Consider the following 23255-nt stretch of genomic DNA (forward strand, 5'->3'; position numbering starts at 1 on the left):
AGGTAGCAATTAGAGGGATTCTAGGACTTTGCGGACTCCGGCGTTGCGCAGGGACTCGTGGCGGACCGAGGCCCAATAGGACACCTGCTTGGAGAACAGCTCGGGCAGCACCTGCACCAAGCGGGAGTTTCCGTGGGCGAGGAAGTCGGGAAGGATGCCGATCCCGGCCCCGTGCGAGGTCGCGAGCACATGCGCATGCACCGAGGTGGACCGGAAGAATCCCTTCCCGCGCGGAAGTGCGTCGGCCGCCTCGTCGAGATCGTCGACCCGCAGCGAATTCTCGATGTAGTAGACCATCCGGTGGTCGGCCAGATCATCCAGCGTCTGCGGCATCGGATGCGAGGCGATGTAGTCCTGCGAAGCGTAGAGCTGGAGCCGGTAGTCGCGGATGTGCTTGGCGATCGAGCGTGGGGCATCCGGACGCCCGACGACGATCTCGATATCGACGCCCGACCGATATTGCCGGGCCCGCTGCGTGGCGGTGATCAGTTCGATCTGCAGTCCCAGATGCTGCCCCTGCAGTGCGGTGAGAGCCGGAACGGCGTACTCAAGAGCGAAAGCCTGCGGGCAGGCCAGCCGGATCGTCCCGGACAGAGCAGAGTTCGAGTGTGCATCGATGCGCCCCAGAGCGGCCTCGATGTCCTCGGCGATCGGCAGCAGCTGACGCCCGGCGGCGCTGAGCTCCCACCCGTCGGGGGAGGCCACGAGGACGCGATCGCCGTATGCCTTCTCAAGCGCGGCGATGCGCCTGGACACGGTCGTGTGGTTGAGACCGAGGCTGTGTGCCGCGGCCGTGAACTTCCCCAGCCGGGCGACGGCGAGCAGAGTCAGCAGATCCTCGGGGGCGATCTGCGGACCCGAACTGCCTGGTGCATAGGAAGCCATAGTGACCCCATTCTATCTGCGTCCGCGCACATAACCGGTGCGGAAGAGGTGAGGCTCCCCGCCGAGCTTCCGACCATCGACTGGCGTACTGTGAGAGGGAACACGTAAGAGTTGCTGAACATGATGCGAGGAGGCATATTATGGCGACGATTGGATGGGTAGGCCTGGGAAACATGGGCCGCCCGATGACTGCGAACCTGGTCAAGGCCGGTCACACCGTCAATGGTTTCGATCTCGTCCCCGAAGCCGTGGACGCAGCCGCGAAGAGCGGAGTGAACCCCGTGAATTCCATCGCCGAGGCGGTCGCCGGTGCCGATATCGTCTTCACGATGCTGCCCAAGGGTGAGCACGCGCGCACCGCCTACCTCGAGCCCGACGGCGTCCTGGCCAACGCGGACCAGAACACCCTCCTCATCGATTCCTCGACGATCGACTTCGATTCGGCCCGCCTCCTCCACTCCGAGGCGAAGAAGGCAGGCTTCCGCCTCATCGACGGTCCCGTCTCCGGCGGCGTCACCGGTGCCGAGGCCGGCACCTTGACGTTCATGCTCGGCGGCGACGACGCCGACATCGAAGAGGCCCGACCCGTCATCGAGGCAATGGCCGGGAACATCTTCCACGCCGGCGGTGACGCCGCAGGTCAGGCCGCGAAGATCGTCAACAACATGATGCTCTCGATCAGCCTTCAGGGTGTCGTCGAAGGCGCTGTGCTGGCCGATCGCTTCGGCCTCGATCCGAAGGTCTTCCACGATATTGCCAAGGTGTCCTCCGGCGACTCCTGGCCGCTGCGGACCTGGTATCCGGTGCCCGGCGTGACCACCACGGCCGCGGCGAACAACGAGTTCAAGCCCGGTTTCGCCACCGCACTCATGCACAAGGACGTCGGCCTGGCCCTCGCCGGCGCCGAGACCCAGGGAGTCGACCTCCCGGCGGCCACCCTCGTCCATGCACAGCTGCAGAAGCTCATTGACGAAGACCTTGGCGGACTCGACACCTCCGCGCTGATCAAGAACATCGACCCGAACGCCGAGGGCCTGCCGAAGTAAGCACTCAACCGACGCCGAGGCGGTTGGAACAAGCACAGCCCGCTCACCTTGGCAACATCGAGCTGCGGACGATCCAGGTCGAGGAATCACGATGATTTCGACCCGGATCGTCCGCATTTCGTTTCTCGGCCGGGCATCCTCGGCGACCTGAAACTTCGCGCGGCTCATGCAAGACTGGAGACATGAGTACGCCTGATTCCCCCTCACTGTCCGCCGACGACATCGCAGCCATCATCGGCAACCTCGAAGAGGTGGCTGACCGTGCCCGCGCCGCCGCCGAGTCGAGCGGTCGCAGCGGAGACGATGTGCGCGTGCTGCTGGCCACGAAGACGCAGCCGGCGGAGAAGATCCGCGTCGCCCTCGAACACGGGTTCACCCTCATCGGCGAGAACAAAGTGCAGGAGATCACCGGCAAGGCCGAGGCCCTCGCCGACCTCAACCCCGAGACCCACCTCATCGGACCTCTGCAGAAGAACAAGGTCAATCACACGCTGCGGCACGCGCACTGCATCCAGTCCGTCGACAACCTCCCGCTGGCCGAGAAGATCAATAACCGTCTCGACGTCCTGGATGAGACCGTCGACTACTTCATCCAGGTCAACACCTCCCGCGAAGACTCGAAGTTCGGCGTCGCACCCGAAGACGCCGAGGAGCTCATCACTGCGACCCGGGAACTCGGCCGGATGCGGCTGCGCGGACTCATGACGATCGGCCTGCCCGGCAGCAGTCCCGAAGAGATCCGCCCCAGCTACTCCGACCTGCGCGAACTCAGCGAGAAGCTGCGCGGAGCCGGGGTCATGCCCGCCGAGGCGACCGAGCTGTCGATGGGCATGAGCAACGACTTCGAACTCGCGATCGCCGAAGGCGCCACGATCGTCCGAGTCGGCTCGAGCATCTTCGGCGCCCGCGACTACTCCTGACCGGCAGTCCTTCCCGCCGCTGATCGGCAGCAACCGGAACCAACGCCGGATTGGTTGCACTCGGACCCGGCACCGGCCCGCCCGCGGACGGAGCCAACACCGGACCGGGCGCGAGCGGAACTGTCACACAATGACACCGGGGAGGCCTCCTCGGTGGGGGATCTGCGATCATAGAATCATGAACAGCAGTCCAGAATTCTCCGCGTCAGCCACCTCGTCGGCACGGGACGTCAAGGTCCGTGCGCCCGAACTCGTCGGCCGCCGATGGATGAACTCCGGCGGCAAGGATCTGACCCTGGCCGACCTGCGCGGAAAGGTCGTTCTCCTCGATTTCTGGACCTTCTGCTGCATCAACTGCCTCCACGTCCTCGACGAACTGCGCCCGCTGGAGGAGAAGTACGCACAAGAGCTCGTCATCATCGGCGTGCACTCGCCGAAATTCGAGTTCGAACGCACCGTCGAAGCCGTCGACCAGGCCGTCGAGCGCTACCAGGTCGAGCACCTCGTCCTCGACGACCCCGACCTCGTCACCTGGCAGGCCTACACCGCCCGCGCCTGGCCGACCTTGGCCGTCATCGACCCCGAGGGCTACCTCGTAGCGACCATGTCCGGTGAAGGCCACGCGGCCGGTCTCACCGAGATCATCGAGGGCCTCATCGAGGAACACTCGGCCAAGGGCACCCTCCACTCCGGTGACGGCCCCTACGTTCCACCGCCAGCCCCGGAGACGGACCTGTTCTACCCCGGAAAGGCCACGCGGCTGCCCTCGGGCCACCTCATCGTCGCCGATTCCGGACACCACAGCCTCGTCGAATACGACGACGATGCGGCCACGATCATCCGCCGCATCGGCACCGGTGAGCGCGGCGCAGACGATGGCGACTTCGCCTCGGCGAGCTTCAGCGAACCCGGCGGCATCACCGTGCTGCCTGCCGATCTGGCTGCCGAAGTCGGCTACCAGCTCGTCGTGGCCGACACCGTCAACCACACCCTGCGCGGAATCGACCTGGAGAACGAGACGGTCACGACCATCGCTGGCACCGGTGAGCAGCACATGGTCGGCGCCATCGACAACGTCCGCGGCAAGCCCGGTGAACTGGGACGATACGACGGACCCGCGGTAGACGTGAAGCTGTCGTCGCCGTGGGATGTCCTCTTCGTCCCCTCCACCGCCGAGGTGGTCGTGGCGATGGCCGGCAACCACACCATCTGGTCTTTCGATCCGAAGGACGGCACGATCCGCATCCTCTCGGGCACGATGAACGAGGGCCTGGTCGACGGTGACGGCGAGTCGGCGTGGTTCGCCCAGTCCTCCGGTCTCGACCTCGGGCCCGCGGGCGAGGTGTTCGTCGCCGACTCCGAGACCTCGGCGGTCCGCCGCCTCGACCCCGCCACCGGAGAGGTGTCCTCGCTGGTGGGTGTCGGACTCTTCGAATTCGGCTTCCGCGACGGACCGGCCGCCGAAGCCCGCCTGCAGCACCCGCTGGGAGTGCGCAGCCTGCCTGACGGGTCGGTCGCGATCGCCGACACCTACAACGGTGCGATCCGCCGCTTCGACCCGAAGACCGAGGAAGTCACGACCCTGGCGCGCGGCCTGCGTGAGCCCTCGGACATCGTCCTCATCGACAATGAGGACACCCCCGATGACGCCGAACTCATCATTGTCGAGTCCGCTGCGCACGCACTCACCCGGGTGAAGCTGCCCAAGGACGCCCAGAAGGTCGACGAAGGCGCATTGACGACGAAGCGCCCTTCGACCGAGATCGCCTCCGGTCCCGTGTCGCTGACCGTGAGCTTCACTGTCCCGGCAGGTCAGAAGCTCGACGACCGGTGGGGTGATCCCACGTTCCTGCAGGTGTCTGCGACGCCGCCGGAACTCATCTCCTCTGGAATGGGCGGAGCCGAGGGGCTCAGCCGAGATATCGTCATCAATCCCGAGTTCACCGAGGGGGTGCTGCACGTGACAGCGCGTGCCGCAGCCTGCGACGGTGAGCCAGGGGGAGAGATACCTCTGCATGCCGCCTGCCACCTCTACCAGCAGGACTGGGGCATCCCCGTCGAGCTCGTGGATTCGGCTCCGAACGCACTCACCCTCGACCTCCGCGGCACCTGAGCGCTCGGCCACCGGAGCGAGGGCCGCTTGCGGCACCTCCGCGCGGTCCGAGGTCAGGCAGCTCACGCGCGCTGCGCCTGCCTCGCTCGTGTCCGCTCAGCCGATGGTGACGTCGCCGAGGCGGCGCGGTTCGAAGCTCACCTGTGAGGACTTGACGACCACCGAGCCGCCGAGGACGAAGGAGAGCTTCTCGTCGAAGTCGTGTTCGGCGGCGGTGACGATGTCCCGGTAGCGTCCCTTGACCCGCACCTCGACCGTCGAGGGAGTGAGTTCGAGATCGTTTCCAGACGAGGTCAGCCCGATCTGCGGACTGCGCTCGAGCGACCAGGAGACATCGCCGATGATCTCGTTGTCCGTGTCGTAGCCGAAGACGCAGCCGGCCGGCATGAGCGTCTTCGACTTCATGCAGTCCTGCAGATGGTCGGTGACCTGCTCCTCCACGGTCTGTTCGAGCTTGGTCGTGGGCTCGGGCGAGAGCTTCACGGTGGGGGAATCGCCGGGGGCGGTCACCTCGGTGCGTTGGGATCGCGACTTCAGATACGTCGCATCGAAACCGACGAGGTAGCTCGCCGGGAACAGCACGGGCACACTTCCCGTGCTGACCCCGTATCCGTTGACCGTCGCCGTCGACGAGCCGGAGACATCCAGGGTCAGGGTCGGCCATTCTTCCTGTTCGATGGCCCAGCGATTGAAGAGCCCCGCGCTGGCAGGCAGGCGGACCATGTTGAGATCGACGGTCTGCTCCTGCGAGGACAGGTTGTAGCTGAGGCGGACCTTCGCATGATCGTCGTCGACGGAGACGGTCTCGCCCTCGGGCTCGCGCGGAAGGTCGGGAGCCGCCGAGAGCACCTCGTCACTGAGCGCCAAGGTCGACGACGGAGTCGGTGTGGACAGGTAGGAGAAGGCACTCTGCGCATCCCCGCGTTCGATCGCCGAGATATAGGCTTCGGCGGCTCGCGCGGGCGTGTAGACGGTGAAGTTGAGGAGGGGAACCGCTGCCACTGTGAGGACGACGACCGTCAGCGCTGAGATCAGAAGTCTGCGCGACGTTCGCATGGCGCTCCTGATTCGGTTGGGGGCTGAGGGGACTGGGCAGTTCTCAGTCTATCTGCCGCGGATCACTCGACCGGGTAGGCGTGCAGGGCAGAGGTGTCGACCTCGACGAAGACATGCGTGCCGACCTTGACGTTGGCACGCAGTTCGGAGATCGTCGCGCCGAGTCCCGGGTGCAGGACCCCGAATCCGATGGTCGGCTTTTCGCCCGCGTCTGACTCGGCGGTCGCCGCGGAATCCTCAGCCGACTCCGCGGATGCGTCGGACTTCGTCGAATCCGCCGGATCCGGCTGTCTGCGCGGCACTCCGGCGAGGTCGGCGAGGTCGACGTCGAGGGCGAGTCCCATCTCCGTGTCGACCGGTGAGAGCTTCGCCTGCAGACAGGAGCCGCGATCGCGCAGTCCCGTGACGATGGCTTCGAACACCGTCGCCGAGGTGAACGCCGGGTCGTGTTCGTCCAGTGACAGGAGGGCGGCACGCCACCCGAGGGTGACGAACACCTTCCCGTCGAGTTCGGTGCGGGCGCGCACGGCCGAATGGCCGATGGACAGCCATCCCTTCCGGGCCAGCCCGGAATAGACATTGACCCCGCTGAGCTCGGCTGGCAGCGAACCGCGCGGTTCGGTGACGATCTGCTCCAAGGAGCCGAGCGCGACGAGTTGGTCCTTTTCGATATCGGCCACCCCCGCCTCGGCGATGGTGTGGTCGGTCAGCGAATTCGAGCTGAAGACGACACCGCGGCCCTCTTGGGCGACGAGTTCGGCGAAGCGACCTCGCAGCCCGGTGCGCAGATGGCCGGGGACCGAACCGAACGGGTCGATGAGGGTCAGCCACTTCGCGCCGCTCGCCCAGCCCGCGGCCAGGGCGAGGCGGGCACGATCGGTCGCGTCGAGGTCATCGAGGCGACGGCGCAGAACGTCGGGACGCAGTCCGAATGATGTTAATGCAGCCGATGGATCCGCTGCCGATGCCGCCTCCCCAGATCCGGCATCGGCTTCGCGAAGATAGCTCTTCATCCAGCTGCGCACACGCAAGCGACCCGACCGGCGACCGGTCGGGAAGCGTGGTGGTGGTGCGACGTGGGGCAGGGCCGCCGCGGACAGCACCACCGAGGTGGTGCTGTCCGGGCTGCCCATGAGTCCGAGCATTGTCCCTGCTCGCAGACGTCCGAGGTCGATCTCGCGTCCGTCGAGCTGCAGCCCCGCGAGGGACAATTCATCGTTCAATGCGGTTTAGAACTCCGCGGGATCGTCGGAGGCGTTCATCCGCCGACGGGTGATGATGACGGCTGCTGCACCGACTGCGAGCAGACCGACACCGAGTGCCAGTCCTGTCATCTCGGCACCGGTGCGCGGCAGGTCGCTGCCCGAATCATTCGAGCCGCTGCCGTTCCCGGCCCCGTTGCCGCCCTCGTCGACGTCGGTGCCGTTGGTGAGCACGGTGAAGCTTCCGCCCTGGGGCTCATCGAAGCTCTCGGCCTGGGCGCGGACGTTGTAGGTGCCGAGCACGGCCTTGACCTTGGCCTGGACGCCGAACGTGACCTTGCCTTCGGAATCGGCTTCCTTGGTCATCGTGTAGCGGTCGACCTTGCCCTGGGCATGCTCGACCGTGATCGAGACCTTCTCGCCGGGCTGAGCGCCGCTGACACCGATCTTGATGCCGTCACTTAGGAAGTCCTCGGAGCTGACCTCGGTCGGGTTGATGAACATGGAGGCCTGCGCGGCTGCGGCAGGCTTCTTGTCCTCGGTGCCGGGGCTGGCCGGACCGGTGGACTCGGGAGCCCCGTCCTCGGCCTTCTTGTCGTCTTCGGCGCCGTCGGTCTCATCGACCTTGGGCTCGTCGGACTTCGGCGCTTCGTCCTTCGGACCCTCGGCCGGTCCCGGCTGCACGCCGTCGGCAGGAGCCTTGTCCTCGCCCTTGTCGGTTTCCGACGGGCTCGGCTTCGGCGCCTCGGTGGTGGGCTCTTCGGTCTTCGTCTCCGACGGGCTCGGCTTCGGCGCCTCGGTGGTGGGCTCCTCGGTCTTCGTCTCCGACGGGCTCGGCTTCGGAGCTTCCGTGGTCGGCTCTTCGGTCTTCGTCTCCGAAGGCTTGGGAGCCTCGGTGGTGGGCTCCTCGGTCTTCGTCTCAGAGGGCTCCGGGGACTTCGTCTCGCTGGGAGTCTCGTCCGGAGTCTTGATGGGACCGGTGGCCGACTCGCACTTGTCGTCGTCGCCCTTGCCCGGTTCGTCGACCTCGGAGGCCTTGGAGACGACGTCGAAGGTCACCTTCGAGGACTTCTTCTCGGACTTGAGATCGGTGAGGTAGAGCGAGTATTCGCCGACAGGCACTTTGGCACCGTCGGTGACGGTGAAGAAGTAGGTGCCGGAGACCTTTCCGTCTTCGTCGACCGTGAGCTTCTTGTCCGGCGAGTATTCGGTGCCATCGGTGCCGACGACGGTCACCGTGGCCTTCTGGTCCGGGCTGAATCCGGTGCCGGAGAAGCCGATTCCCTTCTTGTCGTCAGCGATGTCGGCGCGGGTCACCTGCGCCTGCGCAAGGGTCGCCTGCGGATCCGACTCGTCGGGAACCGAAGAATCCGCTTCGGAGCTGCTCGATGACTGCTGATCACCCTGGGCGCACAGCGGTTGCTGAGGGACCGAAGCGGTGGACTCTGTCGCTGCGAACGCCGGGGCGCCAGCAAGACCTGTCAATGCAACGGCTACTGCGGGGGCAAGCACAAGACGCGAGGTCTTCACAGTAATGCCTTTCGATTGTTGTCTACCCACGAAAGACGATGGACTCCCGGCATTCCTTGGCTTAAGAAGGGGAAGGCACCATCGTGCGCGGGTCCGTACAGCTCATTACCCTAAAGCATTCACCCGCCGCTATGGGGAGACACACGGGTAAAAATCAGGAGAATTCCCGGGAATCGTTACCGTTTTGTGACATAGTTTCGGCGCGTCGGTGGACTTCGCCGGCCGATTCTGCATGCTCGACTCATGGTTCGGCGGAGGGAGGAGGAGAGAAAGCTTGAGCGTGCGGGGTGCGCAACGACTACCATCGGAAGCGTGACTCTCCTTTCCGACCGCGACATCCGCGCCGAGCTCGACTCCGGACGCATCGCCCTCGACCCCTACGACCCGTCGCTGATCCAGCCGGCCAGCGTCGACGTGTGTCTCGACCGCTACTTCCGGCTCTTCGACAACCACAAGTACGCGGTCATCGACCCGAGCCTCGAGCAGCCCGAGCTCACCCGTTTCGTCGAAGCCGCTCCGGGGGAGCCCTTCGTCCTCCACCCGGGGGAGTTCGTCCTCGCCTCCACTCATGAGCTCGTGACTCTGCCCGTCGACGTCGCAGCCCGGCTCGAGGGCAAGTCCTCGCTCGGACGCCTCGGCCTCCTGACCCACTCGACCGCCGGATTCATCGATCCCGGCTTCAGCGGCCACGTCACCCTGGAGCTGTCGAACGTCGCGACGCTGCCGATCACTCTGTGGCCGGGAATGAAGATCGGTCAGCTCTGCTTCTTCCGCCTCAGCTCGGCAGCGGAGAATCCCTACGGTTCCCAGGCCACGGGCAACCGCTACCAAGGCCAGCGCGGCCCGACGGCTTCCCGTTCGCACCTCAATTTCTATCGGAGGGACATGTGATCACCCGCCGCGAACTGCGGCTGCAACGCGAAGCCGCTGAACGCGCCGCCCGGGAACAGGCCGACGCCGCGCGCTACCAGGCCCCCGACGCCGAGGTTTCGAGCGTCCCGAATGCGACCGGAGGCCAGGTCGGCCGTGACACTGCTGCCCCCGTGCCCACGGCCTCCGACGCTCAGGCCGCGAGCCGGCGGCGGACCGGGATGCCGTCGACGGGACGGCCCGGATACGGCGGTGACACGTCCGCGCCCGAGGACACGGCCACCTCGGCGGATCTGCGGGGTTTCCACCTCATCCTCCTCGATGACGCGGTCGAGGTCTCCGACGTCCTCGCGCTCATCCACAACAAGCTGCCCGATCTGCGCCCCGTACTCGACGAACACGGGCAGATGCGACTGAGCCGGCACTCCCGACTGAGCTCCGGGGCTGCCCTCGACCCGGCCGATGCCGCCGCGCTCGAAGTCCCCGACTGGGCTCGGCATGCCATCGTCATCGACTGCCCCAGAGACCGGCAGCCGACCCCGCCGCCGGACTGGTTCGCCGACGCCGACGGACTCCATGAAGCCTTCCCCAACGGAATGCCGGACCGGGAGGAGGAGCGGATGCTCAGCCTCATGCTCTCCGTCGCCTCCCGCCTCCACACCGGCGTGCGCCTGGCCGACGAACCCGGACTGCCGACGCGGGTGATCATCCCCGACCCGGAGGCGAAGGTCGACCTCTACATCTACTCCTCGTACTGGATGGAGCCGCCGGTCGCGCTCGACTTCGTGCGCCGCCATGCCCCGCACGCCTTCCAGCAGGCCCTGCCCACCCCCGACGAGGATGTGCTGGCCCAAGCGAGCATCGACGATCCGCTCTTCGACCCTTCCGCCCCGGTCATCCTCGACGGCTATGCCCTGCTCGTCCCGCTCGGCGAGATCGATGAATCCGCCGGCACCCTCGAGATCCGAGTGATGGAAGCCGAGTGGGTTCCGCCGATCGTCGCCGCCCACACCGACGCCCCGCAGATCGAATACCACGTGCACTGGATGGACACCGAGTCGAAGCGCTACCAGCCGAACCAGGGACGCCGCTTCCGACGGATGCGCGGTCGGGTGGCCGAGCTGACAGACGCGATCGGAGCCGAGCTGCTCGTCGGCTCGGACGGCATCGGACTCGATGAGAACGGCTTCCTCGTGACCAGCAGACAGCTGCGCGCGTGACCAGTCGTCGGAAACGCGAGTGAGCGGTGTCGTGCCGGGGCAGAGCCTGTCTCAGCTCACACCCAGCAATTGGGGAAACGACACCAGTTCGTGCGAAAATGACATGACGAACCTTTCTCACAAACAGGCATATGACGGAGGTGGCCGCCGGTGATAGTCATGACAGGGGCCTTCTTCGGGGCATCTGTCATCGCCTACCCTCTGGTTCGCCTACTCGGCCGCAACGCCTTCTTCTTCCTCGCTCTCGTCCCCTTCGCGGGACTGCTGTGGAGCCTGTCGACGATCCCAGAGATCTTCGGCCCCGCCGCCCAGCCGGTCGTGGAGAATCTCGACTGGCTACCCGAACTCGGCCTTGCCGGAATCTTCCGCCTCGACGTGCTCTCCTGGATCATGACGCTGCTGGTCACCGGGGTCGGAGCCCTCGTCTTCGTCTACTGCGCACGCTACTTCCCGCCCGACGAGCCGGGACTGGCGCGGTTCGCGGGAATCTTCATGGCCTTCGCCGGAATGATGTACGGGCTCGTCATCGCCGACGAACTGCTCATGCTCTACCTGTTCTGGGAAGGCACCACCGTCTTCTCCTACCTGCTCATCGGGCACAGCCAGTCCCGCCGCCGCTCCAGGCAGGCGGCACTGCAGGCCCTCATCGTCACCACCGCAGGCGGGCTGGCCATGCTCGTGGGCATGATCCTGCTCATCACCGCCACCGGCACCGGGCAGATCTCGACCCTGGTCGACCGAGCCCAGTCGGGCATGGACACCGGCGGAATCATCATCTCCGCCGTCATCCTCATCCTCGTCGGCGCGATCTCGAAGTCCGCGCTCATGCCGTTCCACTTCTGGCTGCCCGGCGCCATGGCCGCACCCACTCCGGTGAGCGCCTATCTGCACGCCGCGGCCATGGTCAAGGCGGGAATCTACCTCGTCCTGCGCCTGGCGCCTGGCTACAACAACATCCCCGGCTGGTCCGAGGTGCTGCTCACCCTGGGGCTGCTGACGATGTTCATCGGCGGTTGGCAGGCGTTGAAGCAGACCGACCTCAAACTGCTGCTGGCCTTCGGCACGGTCTCGCAGCTCGGCTTCCTCATCACCATGGCCTCGTTCGGCACTCCGGACATCACGAAGGCGGCTCTGGGTCTGCTCATCGCCCACGCCCTGTTCAAGTCCTGCCTGTTCCTGTGCGTCGGCATCATCGACCATCGCGCCGGCACCCGTGACCTGACGAAGCTCTCCGGCGGCTGGAGAGCCTTCCCCGTCGTCGCCGTGTGCGCGACGATCGCCGCCGCCTCGATGGCCGGACTGCCCCCACTGCTCGGCTTCGCCGCGAAGGAAGCCGCGTACTCGACCCTGCTGTCCTCGCCGGACAAGACCTCGGTCATCGCGTTCATCGGCATCATGATCGGTTCGATCCTCACCGTCGCCTACTCGGCCCGTTTCGTCTGGGGCGCGTTCTCCTCGAAGCCCGGAGTCGACGACATCGCCCGCCGCGACGAGAAGCTCACCCTCGTCGTCTCTCCGCTCATCCTCACCGCACTGACCCTGGCGCTCGGCCCGGGAGTCGGACTGCTCGACGGCTACTTCTCCGCGTGGACCTCCGGGCTGCCGGCCGTGGCCGAAGGCGACGGGCACTACCACCTCGCGCTGTGGCACGGGTTCGAACCGGCGCTCGCCTTCACCGCCGTCACCGTCGCCGCGGGCCTGGCCCTGTTCATCTTCCGCCGCCCCTTCGCGAAGGTCCAGGCGACGCTGCCGTCGGGGCTGGACTTCCATGAGCTCTACCGAAAGCTGATCGGCTGGATGGAGGCCCTGGCGCTGTGGGTCACCGCCCGCACCCAGCGCGGTTCGCTGCCGTTCTACCAGGGCGTGGTCTACTTCGTCCTCGTCGCCGGACTGGGGCTGGCGATCATCTCCAACGACACGTGGAACATCACGTTCCGGCTCTGGGACACCCCGCTGGACCTCATCGTCGCGGCCGTGCTCGTCATCGTCGCAATCGGTGCCACCCGGGCCAAGAAACGGTTCACCGCCGTCGTCGTCACCGGCATCTCCGGCTACGCCATGGTCGCCTACTTCGCCTTCGTCGGTGCTCCCGACCTGGCCCTGACCCAGGTGCTCGTCGAGACCATCACGATCGTCGTATTCGTCCTCGTCCTTCGTCGGCTCCCGGCACGCATCGGCGAGTCGACCGGTCGACTCACTCCCGCCTGGCGGGCGATCATCGGCGGGGCTGTTGGCATCACCATGATGCTCGTGGTTCTCATCGCCACCGGTGTGCGCGTGGCCGATCCGATCTCCGTCGACTTCGGTCAGCTCGCCTACGAGCTCGGTCACGGCAAGAACATCGTCAACGTCACCCTCGTCGATATCCGCGCGTGGGACACGATGGGCGAGATCTCGGTGCTCGTGGCCGCCGGAACCGGTATCGCCGGCCTCATCTTCGTCCGTGGTCGCGAAGGCCACCTGCACCGGTTCGAACGGAAGAAAGACGGCACCGAGGCGGCCGGCCGCATACGCTTCCAACCCGTGGCCGAGGACGTCGTCGACCTCCACCACGCCGGCCGCGGGGAGGGGCTGTCGCAGAAGCGTGCGTCCTGGCTCATCGCCGGACGGACCCTGGCTCCGCGCAATCGGTCGATCATCCTCGAGGTCACTGCCCGCCTGATCTTCCACGCCGTCATCGTCTTCTCCGTCTACCTGCTCTTCGCCGGCCACAACGATCCGGGCGGCGGATTCGCCGGCGGCCTCGTCGCCGGCCTCGCGCTCGTCGTCCGCTACCTCGCCGGCGGCAAGTACGAACTCGCCGAGGCGGCGCCCTTCACTCCCTCGGGAATGCTGGGCACCGGTCTGGTCACCGCGATCCTCACCGTCATCGGCGGGTGGATCTGGGGTGGGACGGTCTTCGAGTCCGTCTACATCGAGGGTGATCTGCCGGTGCTGGGCCACCTGTCCTTCGGTACGTCGACGTTCTTCGATATCGGCGTCTATCTCATCGTCGTCGGCCTCATGCTCGACATCCTCCGCTCGCTGGGAGCCGAGGTCGATCTGCACCAGGAGCGCGACGAGGCGATGCTGACCAACCGCATCCACGACAATGTGAACTTCTCCGAGGACATGGGTGCCACAGCCGAACATCGGGCCGTGTCCGAGATCATCGACCGCGTCAACGAACTCGACGTCGACAACGGTGCGGAAGGAGGCCGCCTATGAGCGTCTCCTTCATCATGGTCCTGGCCATGGGCGTCCTCTTCGCCGCCGGCATCTACCTCATGCTCGAACGCTCCCTGACCCGCGTTCTGCTCGGCTTCATCCTGCTCGGCAACGGAGCGAACCTGCTCATCATCCTCACCGCCGGCCGCGGCTCTCCGCCCCTGACCGACGGAGAGCACCTGTCGACCGAAGGCATGTCCGATCCGCTGCCGCACGCCCTCGTCCTCACAGCCATCGTCATCACCTTCTCCGTGACGGCGTTCCTGCTGGCGATGATCTACCGCTCTTGGAGGCTCATGCGCGCCGATTCGCTGCAGGATGACGACACCGACCTCCAGGTGGCGATCACGAAGCTCATCGACTCCGAGGCGGAGGCGAGCACCGACTACGACGACACCGAGTTCGGTGACGAAGCGGAGTCCCCGATCACCGGTGCCATCGACCTCGACGACGACGGCACGCCCGCAGAGCGCGAGGACCTCGCCGACGACATCGAGGACGCGTCGACCCCGGCCGAGGCCGATGCCATCGCCGAGGAGGCCGTGGACTCGCAGACGGAAGCACACAGCTCCGAGGAGGCCGAGGTCACCGAAGAGGCCAAAGACGCGAAACAGCAGGGAGACGACGCATGATCGATCTCCTGCCCGTGCTCGTTCCCCTGCCCGTTCTGCTGCCGCTCATCGGCGCCGGAATCGCGCTCGTCCTGTCGAAGCACACGCGGGCGCAGAACTTCGTGTCGATCGCGATCCTGGTCGCGGTCATGGTCATCGCTACGATCATGCTCTTCGGAGTCGATGCGCATGGGCCGCAGGTCGTGGCGATCGGCGGATGGCAGCCTCCGGCGGGCATCGTGCTCGTGGCCGACCGGCTGTCGGCGCTCATGCTCATCGTGTCCTCGCTGGTCACCCTGTGCGTGCTCGTCTACGCCCTGAGCCAGGACGCCAACGACGATTCGAACGAGACTCCGATCTCCGTGTTCAACCCCAGTTATCTGGTGCTGTGCGCGGGCATTGCGAACTCGTTCCTGGCCGGAGACCTGTTCAATCTCTACGTCGGCTTCGAGATGTTCCTCGTCGCCTCCTATGTGCTGCTCACCCTTGGTGCCACGGCGGAGCGGATCCGGGCGGGAGTCACCTATGTGATCATCTCGCTCGTGTCCTCGGTGATCTTCCTCGCCGCCATCGGCGTCATCTATGCAGCGTGCGGCACCGTGAACATGGCGCAGCTGTCCGAGAGGCTCTCGGACCTGCCCGCCGATGTGCAGATGATCCTCCACGTCCTCCTGCTGCTGGGCTTCGGCATCAAGGCCGCGATCTTCCCGCTGTCCTTCTGGCTGCCCGACTCCTATCCGACGGCACCGGCCCCGGTGACGGCGGTCTTCGCGGGACTGCTGACGAAGGTCGGCATCTATGCGATCATCCGCACGGAAACCCTGCTGTTCGCCGATTCCTCTCTGCGGGTGCCGCTGCTCATCGCGGCCGGGCTGACGATGCTCGTGGGCATCTTCGGCGCCATCGCGCAGTCGGAGATCAAGAGGATCGTGTCCTTCACCCTGGTCTCCCATATCGGCTATATGCTCTTCGGCGTGGCGCTGGGCACGAGTTTCGGCCTGTCCGCGGCGATCTACTACACGGTTCACCACATCATCGTCCAGACTGCGCTGTTCCTGGCCATCGGCCTCGTCGAAATGCGCGGCGGGTCCACCTCGACGAGATCGCTCGGCGGTCTCATGGTGCTCTCCCCGGTGATCACGATCATCTTCTTCATCCCGGCGCTCAACCTCTCCGGCATTCCGCCGTTCTCCGGGTTCATCGGAAAGGTCGCACTCTTCCTCGCCGGCTTCGACGACCACGCGTGGCTGCCGACCGTCCTCATCGTCGCCGGCACCGCGACGAGTCTGCTCACCCTCTACGTCATCGGACGTACCTTCAACCTCGCGTTCTGGCGTGATCCGGCCGATGTGGAGGAGCCGAACGAGGACCTCGTCGAGGAATTCACGGAGCGGAAGAAGACGCTGCTGGCGGGGAAGAAGTGGACCTCTCAGATCGGCGTTCCCCCTGCCATGGTGGTGGCCACCTCGGTGGTGGTGATCGCCTCCGTCGTTCTCACCGTCGCCGCCGAACCTCTGTGGGACATGTCGAACCGGGCGGCCGAGAACCTTTCGACGCCGATCGACTACGTCACGAACGTGCTCGGAGGTGATGAATGATGAGCGCCGACCGAGACCAGGGACAGCCCGGAGCCGACGGCCAGGACCGCGCAGCGGCACAGGACCGCGCAATGGACCAGGACAGGGCAGCGGCAAAGGGCCGGGCAGTGGGCCAGGACCGACCACCGGCGAACCGAGCACGGATGAGCCGGGGTCGCGGATTCATCCAGCAGCTCGTGCTGGTGGTCTCACTGGTTCTGCTGTGGCTGATGCTGTGGGATTCGATCACGGTGGTCACCGTGGTCACCGGAATCGTGCTGGCCTTCGTCGTCACGCGCGTGTTCTACCTCCCGCCCGTCGTGCTCTCCGGACGGTTCAACGTCTGGCATGCGACGGTGTTCGGTCTGTGGTTCCTCTATTCGGTCCTCCACGCCTCCATCGAAGTCGCCTGGTATGCGTTCCGCCGCAAAGCGGTCGGCGCCGGGTCGGTCGTCGCCTGCGATCTGCGAACGAGCTCGGACCTCGTGCTCACCCTCATCGCCGATACCGCCAGCCTCATCCCCGGCTCGATCATCATCGACAGCGATCGCGCCATGGGCATGCTCTACCTGCACTTCCTCGACTGCGATTCCGATGAGAAGGTGCGCAAGGCGAAAGCGCAGGTCTACTACATCGAAGAGCTGCTCATCCGCACACTCGGTTCGCACCGTGACCTCGCCGCACTGCGGGCCAGACCGGATCCGCTGGCCGAGGCCGAAGGAGGCCGCTCATGAATGAGATCGTCCTCCACACCCTCGTCGTCGCCGGTTCGGTGCTGTTGGCCGCCTCGGTCGTCATTGCGCTCTTCCGGATCGTCCGCGGTCCGTCGATCCTCGACCGCATGATCGGCACCGACGTCGTGCTGGCGGCGATCATGTGCGGCCTCGGCGGGTATATGGCCCTGTCCGACCGGACGGATCTGCTGCCCGTGCTCATCGTCCTCGCGATGCTCGGTTTCGTCGGTTCGGTGAGCGTGTCGCGGTATGTGTCGAAGTCCGATTCGATGACTCCCGGCGCCGAGGCGGGGGCGCTGTCCGAGTTCAGCGCCTCGGATTGGCATATGCCCCGCGACGCGGACGAGCCGAGTCCCGGAGCGGCCTCTGAGCCCCAGGCTCGGCCCAGCGACGACGTCACCGAGATCGCGGATCCCACCTACGACGCCCACGCCGACAGCGGCGGAGAGGGCGAGGGCACCGGACCCGATCCGGGACCCGATGACGCCGAGCATATTTCGAACGGCGACGGAGAGGAGAGCAATCGTGGTTCTTGACATCATCTCGGCCGTGCTCATCTTCCTCGGAGCTGTCCTGTCCCTGGCCGCCGCGGTCGGTCTCGTCCGCTTCGCTGACCTACTCTCGCGCATGCACGCGAGTGCGAAACCCCAGGTGCTGGGCCTGATGCTCGTCGCTGTGGCGATCGCGATCCAGTTCCCGACCTGGGCGACGGTGACGACTCTGGCGATCATCATCTCCTTCCAGCTCGTGACGATTCCCGTCGCCACCCATATGGTCGGCCGCGCCGGATATCGCACCAAACACCTGCGTCGATCTATGCTGTACCGAGATGAACTCGCCGAGGCGGTCGACCGTGCCGAGGCCCGAGAGATCGCCTGGGAACGCCAGAGAGGAACCGGAACAGACCACCATGACGGCTGACAATCACACCGAGCCCCAACCACTCGTCTTAGTCGCCGATGATGAGCCGGACGTCCTCGGAGCGGTCGTACCGTTCCTCGAACGCTCCGGATTCCGGGTGCTGCCTGCCAGCGACGGACTGCTCGCTCTCGACGAGATCCATCGTCACAAACCCGATGTGTGCGTCCTCGACGTGCTCATGCCCGGAGCCGACGGCCGGCAGGTGCTGCGCCGCCTGCGGCAGGAGGAGAACTGGGTTCCGGTGCTGCTGCTGACCCAGGTCGGCGAGGGCGTGGAGAGGGCGATGGCGCTCGAAGAGGGTGCCGACGACTACCTCAACAAACCCTTCGATCCGCACGAGCTCGTCGCGCGCATCCGTGCCGTGCTGCGGCGCACGCGCAATGACGGGCCGCCCTTGGCCACGGCGCCGGTGCTCGTGTCCAGCTTCGGCCTGCGCGTCGACCGTGTCGGACGCAGGGCGTGGCTGGGGCAGCGTGAACTCGTCATCACTCCGAAGGGCTTCACCCTGCTCGAGTACCTCATGGTGCACAAGGAAGAACTCATCGAACGCTCTCGGCTGCTCGAAGTGCTGTGGGGATTCGAAGAGGCCGTGGGCACTCGCGCCGTGGACTCCCGGGTTGCCGAGCTGCGTCGCGTGCTCGGCGAGGACGCCGCAGAACCGCGGTGGATCGCCACCGTGCAGGGGCGCGGCTACCGTTTCGTCGGTGAGGTCCGCGGCGAGGACGGACAGAGCCGTCTATGACGAACTTCCTTGTCTTCGAGATCCAAGTCTGGCTGTTCCTGCTGCTGCTCGTCATCGTGCTCGGCGGTCTGGCCGTCGGTGCCTGGTTCGGCTGGCGGTATCTGAAGAGGCGTGAGGCCGCGCTGCGGGAATCCATCGAGACGGCCGCGGCCGAGGATTCGATGACAAAGCGCAATCGGATGCTCATCCGACTCGACCATGAGCTGAAGAATCCGCTGACGGCGCTGCGCACCTCGGCGGCGAGCATCCGCGAGGTCGTCCGCGACGGCGGAACGCTCAGCGAGGTGGAGCCGGCCGCCAAGCAGGTCGACGTGTCCTCGCGCCGGGTAGCCCGACTGCTGGCCGATCTGCGCAAGCTCGCCGACGTCGAGACCCGCATCATCGAATACGCCCGCGTCGATCTCGATGCGCTCATCCATCAGGCCGTCGAGGATGCGTCGACGGCGCCGGGGGCCGAGGACCGGATGATTGTGGCGACCGTCGCCCGTGCTCCGTGGCGGCTGCCCGATGTCGCCGGTGAGGAGGATCTGCTGCTCACCGCAATCCTCAACCTGCTGGGCAATGCCCTCAAATACTCGTCGCAGGCCGAAGTCGTTGAGCTGCGCGCCAATGAGCAGATCATCGACGGGCACCGCTGGGTCGTCGTCGAGGTCGCGGATACGGGCAGCGGCATCCCGCTGGCCGAGCAGGAGAACGTCTGGGACGAGCTCTCCCGCGGTTCACGTGTGCGAGCGGTCGCCGGCTCCGGCATGGGCCTCTCGCTCGTGCGCGCCATCGTCACCCGGCACGGCGGATCCGTGCAGCTTTTCAGCCAGGAGGGCGTGGGCACCTCGGTGCGCATGGTCCTCCCTGTCCTCGCCGATGCCGCACCCGTGACCGTTCCGCAGATGTCGGATCATATGGATCGGGTCGCTGCCGGTTCGCATGCGGTGCAGCCGGTGCAGCAGGCGGATTCGCGGCAGGCGCCCGGATTCCTGCCTCCGCGTCAGCCCAATGAGGCTGAACTGCAGGGACGGATCCTCGGCACTCCGCGGCGGACGTCGAAGCGTCGTCTCGAGCGGGTCGACGGGAACCTGGTCAATCGTCGGACGGGCGAATCCGTCTCCGGCGGGTTCCCGCCGGATTCCGGTCAGCATTCGCAGTTCAAACCGCCGCGGCAGGCCCCGAACGGCGGAGGACAGAACCCGGGTTATGGCCAGCCGCCGGTCGGCAGCCAGCCGCACTCGGGCCCTCAGAATTCAGGGCCGCAGAGTTCCGGGCCGCGGCAGCCCGGACAGCCGCCGGTCGGAAGTCAGCCGCACTCGGGTCAGCAGAACTTCGGGCAGCCCCCTGTGGGGAGTCAGCCCAATTCCGGGCCGCAGAATTTCGGCCAGTCATACGCGGGCGGTCAGCCCAATTCGGGACCCCAGAACGTCGGCCAGCAGCCCGCCGGACAACCACCTGTCGGAAGCCAGCCCAATTCCGGTCCGCAGACGCCTCAGCACAGGTATGGGCAGGCTCAGCCGAATCAGAATGGCCCGGAAGCGGGGTACCCAGACCGTCGCCGGCAAGGTGACCAGCAATGAGACTAGTGACTGGGCGCATAGCATCGGATTTCTCCTCAGTGGGGATATTCGCGGCGAAGAGACCCGCTTCAGGGAGTCCTGCTTCGGGCAGGCCCGCGCCTGGAAACCCTGCCTCGGGCAGACCCGCCTCTGTGCGACGAGCCGCGGCCGCCGGCACTCTCGCACTGACGGTCCTCCTCAGCGGATGCTCGGTATTCCAGGTCCGCACGGAAGACAAGTCCGCCGGGCCGGTGCGCATCGGCGTGCAGGAGACCGCCGGACCCGAGCCCACGGGCAAGCCCACCGAAGCCGGCATCCCCGAGGGGATGACGAAGACTTCCGTGACGTTCGGCAGCAGCTGCCCGGTCGAAGTCACCTTCGCGATCGGCGATGACTGGAGAGACAGCACCGGAAGCACCGAGCAGTTCCATGTCTTCAACCACGGCGACGACACGACTCGCGGCGATACCATCCTCGTCAACTGCACCGACGAATACGGTGACAGTGCTCAGGAAGTGGTCGATCAGAAGAGGCGGTACAACTTCTCCGAACAGGACTCACAGGTGTTGGCCGAGCAGACGGGGTCGCTGGCCGCGGGCGAGTTCTGGAGCTATCAGGGTGAACTCGGCCCGACCGAGATCCTCGCTATCAACAACGAACCGACTTATGCCTTCGGGGTGCAGACTGGCTACAAGATCAACGGGCGCCTGGTGAATCTGTCCATCGAGATGCGCACACCGAAGACGAACACCGAAGTGGCGGAGGACTTCAAGAAGATGTTGCCGACGGTGACGATCGATGGTGAGAAGGTTCCGTCACCGAGTTTCCACTGACGTGCCAGGGAGCGCCGAACGACGTGGCGATCAGGCGCCCGCGAAGGAAATGCGCCCGCGATCCGGTCGACCGCCTCGGTGACCCGGGTCGGTCATCACAGCGGCCGACCGCCTCGGTGACTTCGACCGGTCATCATAGCGGTCGACCGCCTCGGCGATCTGAGGTTTCTCTGGATTTCACCCCGGAACGAACGTGGGGATCTAGGATGGGAAGATGACGACCCACGACGCAGTGACCCGACTCCTCGACGCCCGCCGCCTGCAAGGCCTCTTGACGAATCAGAGCGGCCGCGTCATCGCCCAGTACTCGTTTCTCAATTCCGAGGGGAATTCCTCCCTCAGCCACCTCGCCGATATCAGCGGGGAGACGCCCCGACGCATCACTCGCGGCGGTCAGTCCGTGGGACCGGCCGCGCTGAGTGAGAACGGCACGATCGTCTTCGCCTCCAAGCGCAAGGGCGAGGACGGCAAGGATGCCGAATCTCCGAGCCTGTGGGCGCTGCCGGACAACGGTGAGGCCCGCAAGCTTGCCGATCACGAGGGCGGTTTCTCCCGCATCGAGGTCAAGGGCGAGACCATCATCGTCGAGTTCCCCGTCCATACGTGGGCCGCCGACGAAAACGACCATCAGGAATTCAGCTCCGAACGCAGCGACGCGAAGGTCAGCGGAATCCTCCACACCGGTTTCCCCGTCCGTCGTTGGGATCATGATCTGGGGCCGGGCCGGCAGACCCTGGCCGTGGCCACCCTCGATGAGGCGGCCACCGACTTTCCCGAAGTCAGTGACGAGCTGAGTGCCCCGTCGGGCTTAGACTTCCGCTACCTGTCTCTGCCGTCCGGCCGTTTGGTCGATTGGGCCATCGACGACGAAGCCCGCTTCGTCCTCGTCCAGCTTGAGAAGCCGATCCCCGGGCAGCTCGAGGCCAGTGAGATCTGGCGCGTGGACCTCGACGGGGAACCCGAACTGCACCGTCTGACGAAACCGGCTGCCGATCACAGCTTCGACATCGAGGCCATCAGCCCCGACGGGACGAAAGCACTGGTCACTCGCGTACAGAACTGGACTCCGCAGACCAGCCTCGCGGCCGAACTCATGGTCCTCGATCTCGAGACGGCGGAACTGAATCCGGTGTGGCCGGATGGTGATTTCTGGTTCTCCCCGATCTGGGTGGACGGTTCGACCATCGTGGCCACCGCGGATGATCACGGTCGCGGCAGCATCTTCATCGGTGACATCAAGGATGCTCAGCCTCGGCGGCTGGTCGGGGGAGTCGATCAGAAGTATTCGTTCTCGGGGCTGGCTCTGCGCGAGGACACGGTCGTGGCGACCGCCTCGGCGATCGATGTCGCGCCGCTGCCGATCTCCGTCGACCTCGGAACCGGGGTCATCAGCGAGCTCGCGAACCCGGCGACGGTGCTCGAGGAAGAAGGCACCCTCACCGAGGTGGAGGTCCGTGCCGAGGATGGCACGCCGATCCGTGCGTGGCTGGTGCTGCCGGAGGGGGAGGGGCCGCACCCGCTCGTCGTCTTCGCCCACGGAGGACCGTGGGGATCGTGGAATGCCTGGACCTACCGGTGGAACCCAGGTCCCTTCGCAGCTGCCGGCTATGCGGTGCTGCTGCCGGATCCGGCGATCTCCACCGGCTACGGGCAGGCGATGATCGACCGCGGTCAGCAGCAGCTCGGCGGCACTCCCTTCACAGACATCATGGCGCTGACCGAGGTCGCAGGGGAGAGGGCGGACATCGATTCCGAACGCGTCGCCCTGGCCGGCGGGTCCTACGGCGGGTACATGGCCAACTGGGTGGCCGGGCACACCGGCAACGCGTTCAAGTGCATCGTCACCCACGCCTCGCTGTGGAACACCACGTCGATGGGACGGACGACGGACAATTCGTCGTGGGATCAGGCGATGCGGGAGCAGTCGGCGGAGTATTCGCCGCACCTGTTCGCCGATGACATCGAAGTGCCGATGCTCGTCATCCACGGCGACAAGGACTACCGGGTGCCGATCGGTCAGGGTCAGGAGCTGTGGTTGGATCTGCTCACTCGGGCGAAGACTCCGCTCGATGCCGATGGCGACACTCAGCATCGGTTCCTCTACTTCCCCGACGAGGGGCATTGGATCCTCGGCCGCGGGAACGCCGAGGTCTGGTACCGCACCGTGCTCGCGTTCCTCGATACGCATGTGCTCGGCATCGACGCGAATCGAGTCCGCACCCTGGGGTGAGCCGACAGTTGGTT

The 23255-nt window shown here is 66.0% G+C and carries 19 protein-coding genes; 15 read left to right on the forward strand and 4 right to left on the reverse strand.

All coding sequences use genetic code 11. The annotated features are described in order from the left end of the window. Positions 1-9 precede the first annotated feature (9 nt). Positions 10-885 (reverse strand): LysR family transcriptional regulator, encoded by an 876-nt coding sequence (locus ACSBQT_RS11700; RefSeq protein WP_435001791.1) that lies wholly within the window; start codon positions 883-885, stop codon positions 10-12. Positions 886-1025: 140 nt separating this feature from the next. Between ACSBQT_RS11700 and mmsB the strand changes: the two genes are divergently transcribed. The 3 genes from mmsB (at position 1026) to ACSBQT_RS11715 (ending at position 4964) form a co-directional block, all read left to right on the forward strand. Further along, positions 1026-1931 (forward strand): 3-hydroxyisobutyrate dehydrogenase, encoded by a 906-nt coding sequence (gene mmsB / locus ACSBQT_RS11705; RefSeq protein WP_410709124.1) that lies wholly within the window; start codon positions 1026-1028, stop codon positions 1929-1931. A gap of 182 nt (positions 1932-2113) precedes the next feature. After that, the gene (locus tag ACSBQT_RS11710) at positions 2114-2851 is read left to right on the forward strand and encodes a YggS family pyridoxal phosphate-dependent enzyme (protein ID WP_435001792.1); all 738 of its coding nucleotides are present in this window, start codon (positions 2114-2116) and stop codon (positions 2849-2851) included. 178 nt (positions 2852-3029) lie between these two features. Further along, positions 3030-4964 carry an NHL domain-containing thioredoxin family protein gene (locus ACSBQT_RS11715; protein WP_435001793.1) on the forward strand — a complete coding sequence of 645 codons (1935 nt, stop codon included), beginning with the start codon at positions 3030-3032 and terminating at the stop codon, positions 4962-4964. Positions 4965-5060: 96 nt separating this feature from the next. Here ACSBQT_RS11715 and ACSBQT_RS11720 read toward each other — a convergent pair whose 3' ends face one another. The 3 genes from ACSBQT_RS11720 to ACSBQT_RS11730 form a co-directional block, all read right to left on the reverse strand. Beyond that, positions 5061-6020: a hypothetical protein gene (locus tag ACSBQT_RS11720; RefSeq protein ID WP_435001794.1), complete on the reverse strand. Its 960-nt coding sequence runs from the start codon at positions 6018-6020 to the stop codon at positions 5061-5063. 62 nt (positions 6021-6082) lie between these two features. Then, complete coding sequence (locus tag ACSBQT_RS11725; RefSeq protein WP_435001795.1) at positions 6083-7243, reverse strand: ABC transporter; 1161 nt, start codon at positions 7241-7243, stop codon at positions 6083-6085. Between the two features lie 6 nt (positions 7244-7249). After that, on the reverse strand, positions 7250-8707 hold the full coding sequence (locus ACSBQT_RS11730; RefSeq protein ID WP_435001796.1) for an LPXTG cell wall anchor domain-containing protein: 1458 nt from the start codon (positions 8705-8707) through the stop codon (positions 7250-7252). Positions 8708-9064: 357 nt separating this feature from the next. Between ACSBQT_RS11730 and dcd the strand changes: the two genes are divergently transcribed. The 12 genes from dcd (at position 9065) to ACSBQT_RS11790 (ending at position 23241) form a co-directional block, all read left to right on the forward strand. Further along, positions 9065-9643: a dCTP deaminase gene (gene dcd / locus ACSBQT_RS11735; protein ID WP_139468980.1), complete on the forward strand. Its 579-nt coding sequence runs from the start codon at positions 9065-9067 to the stop codon at positions 9641-9643. Next, positions 9640-10842: a hypothetical protein gene (locus ACSBQT_RS11740; RefSeq protein ID WP_435001797.1), complete on the forward strand. Its 1203-nt coding sequence runs from the start codon at positions 9640-9642 to the stop codon at positions 10840-10842. Before dcd ends, ACSBQT_RS11740 begins: the two co-directional genes overlap by 4 nt. Before the next feature lie 159 nt (positions 10843-11001). After that, complete coding sequence (locus tag ACSBQT_RS11745; RefSeq protein ID WP_410709925.1) at positions 11002-14049, forward strand: Na+/H+ antiporter subunit A; 3048 nt, start codon at positions 11002-11004, stop codon at positions 14047-14049. Further along, the gene (locus tag ACSBQT_RS11750; protein ID WP_410709115.1) at positions 14046-14681 is read left to right on the forward strand and encodes a Na(+)/H(+) antiporter subunit C; all 636 of its coding nucleotides are present in this window, start codon (positions 14046-14048) and stop codon (positions 14679-14681) included. Before ACSBQT_RS11745 ends, ACSBQT_RS11750 begins: the two co-directional genes overlap by 4 nt. Further along, complete coding sequence (locus tag ACSBQT_RS11755) at positions 14678-16258, forward strand: Na+/H+ antiporter subunit D (RefSeq protein ID WP_435001798.1); 1581 nt, start codon at positions 14678-14680, stop codon at positions 16256-16258. Before ACSBQT_RS11750 ends, ACSBQT_RS11755 begins: the two co-directional genes overlap by 4 nt. Continuing rightward, positions 16258-16971 carry a Na+/H+ antiporter subunit E gene (locus ACSBQT_RS11760; protein WP_410709113.1) on the forward strand — a complete coding sequence of 238 codons (714 nt, stop codon included), beginning with the start codon at positions 16258-16260 and terminating at the stop codon, positions 16969-16971. Before ACSBQT_RS11755 ends, ACSBQT_RS11760 begins: the two co-directional genes overlap by 1 nt. Then, on the forward strand, positions 16968-17507 hold the full coding sequence (locus tag ACSBQT_RS11765; protein ID WP_435001799.1) for a monovalent cation/H+ antiporter complex subunit F: 540 nt from the start codon (positions 16968-16970) through the stop codon (positions 17505-17507). The genes ACSBQT_RS11760 and ACSBQT_RS11765 overlap by 4 nt, the downstream gene beginning before the upstream one ends. Then, positions 17497-17892, forward strand: a complete 396-nt coding sequence (gene mnhG / locus ACSBQT_RS11770) for a monovalent cation/H(+) antiporter subunit G (RefSeq protein WP_410709111.1) — start codon at positions 17497-17499, stop codon at positions 17890-17892. The genes ACSBQT_RS11765 and mnhG overlap by 11 nt, the downstream gene beginning before the upstream one ends. Beyond that, positions 17882-18634 (forward strand): response regulator transcription factor, encoded by a 753-nt coding sequence (locus ACSBQT_RS11775; protein ID WP_410709110.1) that lies wholly within the window; start codon positions 17882-17884, stop codon positions 18632-18634. Before mnhG ends, ACSBQT_RS11775 begins: the two co-directional genes overlap by 11 nt. Next, positions 18631-20199 carry an ATP-binding protein gene (locus ACSBQT_RS11780; RefSeq protein WP_435001800.1) on the forward strand — a complete coding sequence of 523 codons (1569 nt, stop codon included), beginning with the start codon at positions 18631-18633 and terminating at the stop codon, positions 20197-20199. The genes ACSBQT_RS11775 and ACSBQT_RS11780 overlap by 4 nt, the downstream gene beginning before the upstream one ends. 131 nt (positions 20200-20330) lie before the next feature. Next, positions 20331-21011: a hypothetical protein gene (locus ACSBQT_RS11785; RefSeq protein ID WP_435001801.1), complete on the forward strand. Its 681-nt coding sequence runs from the start codon at positions 20331-20333 to the stop codon at positions 21009-21011. 214 nt (positions 21012-21225) lie between these two features. Continuing rightward, on the forward strand, positions 21226-23241 hold the full coding sequence (locus tag ACSBQT_RS11790) for a S9 family peptidase (RefSeq protein WP_435001802.1): 2016 nt from the start codon (positions 21226-21228) through the stop codon (positions 23239-23241). Positions 23242-23255 lie beyond the last annotated feature (14 nt).

Origin of the sequence: Brevibacterium sp. H602, assembly GCF_051172395.1 — a bacterium.
Lineage (GTDB): Bacteria > Actinomycetota > Actinomycetes > Actinomycetales > Brevibacteriaceae > Brevibacterium.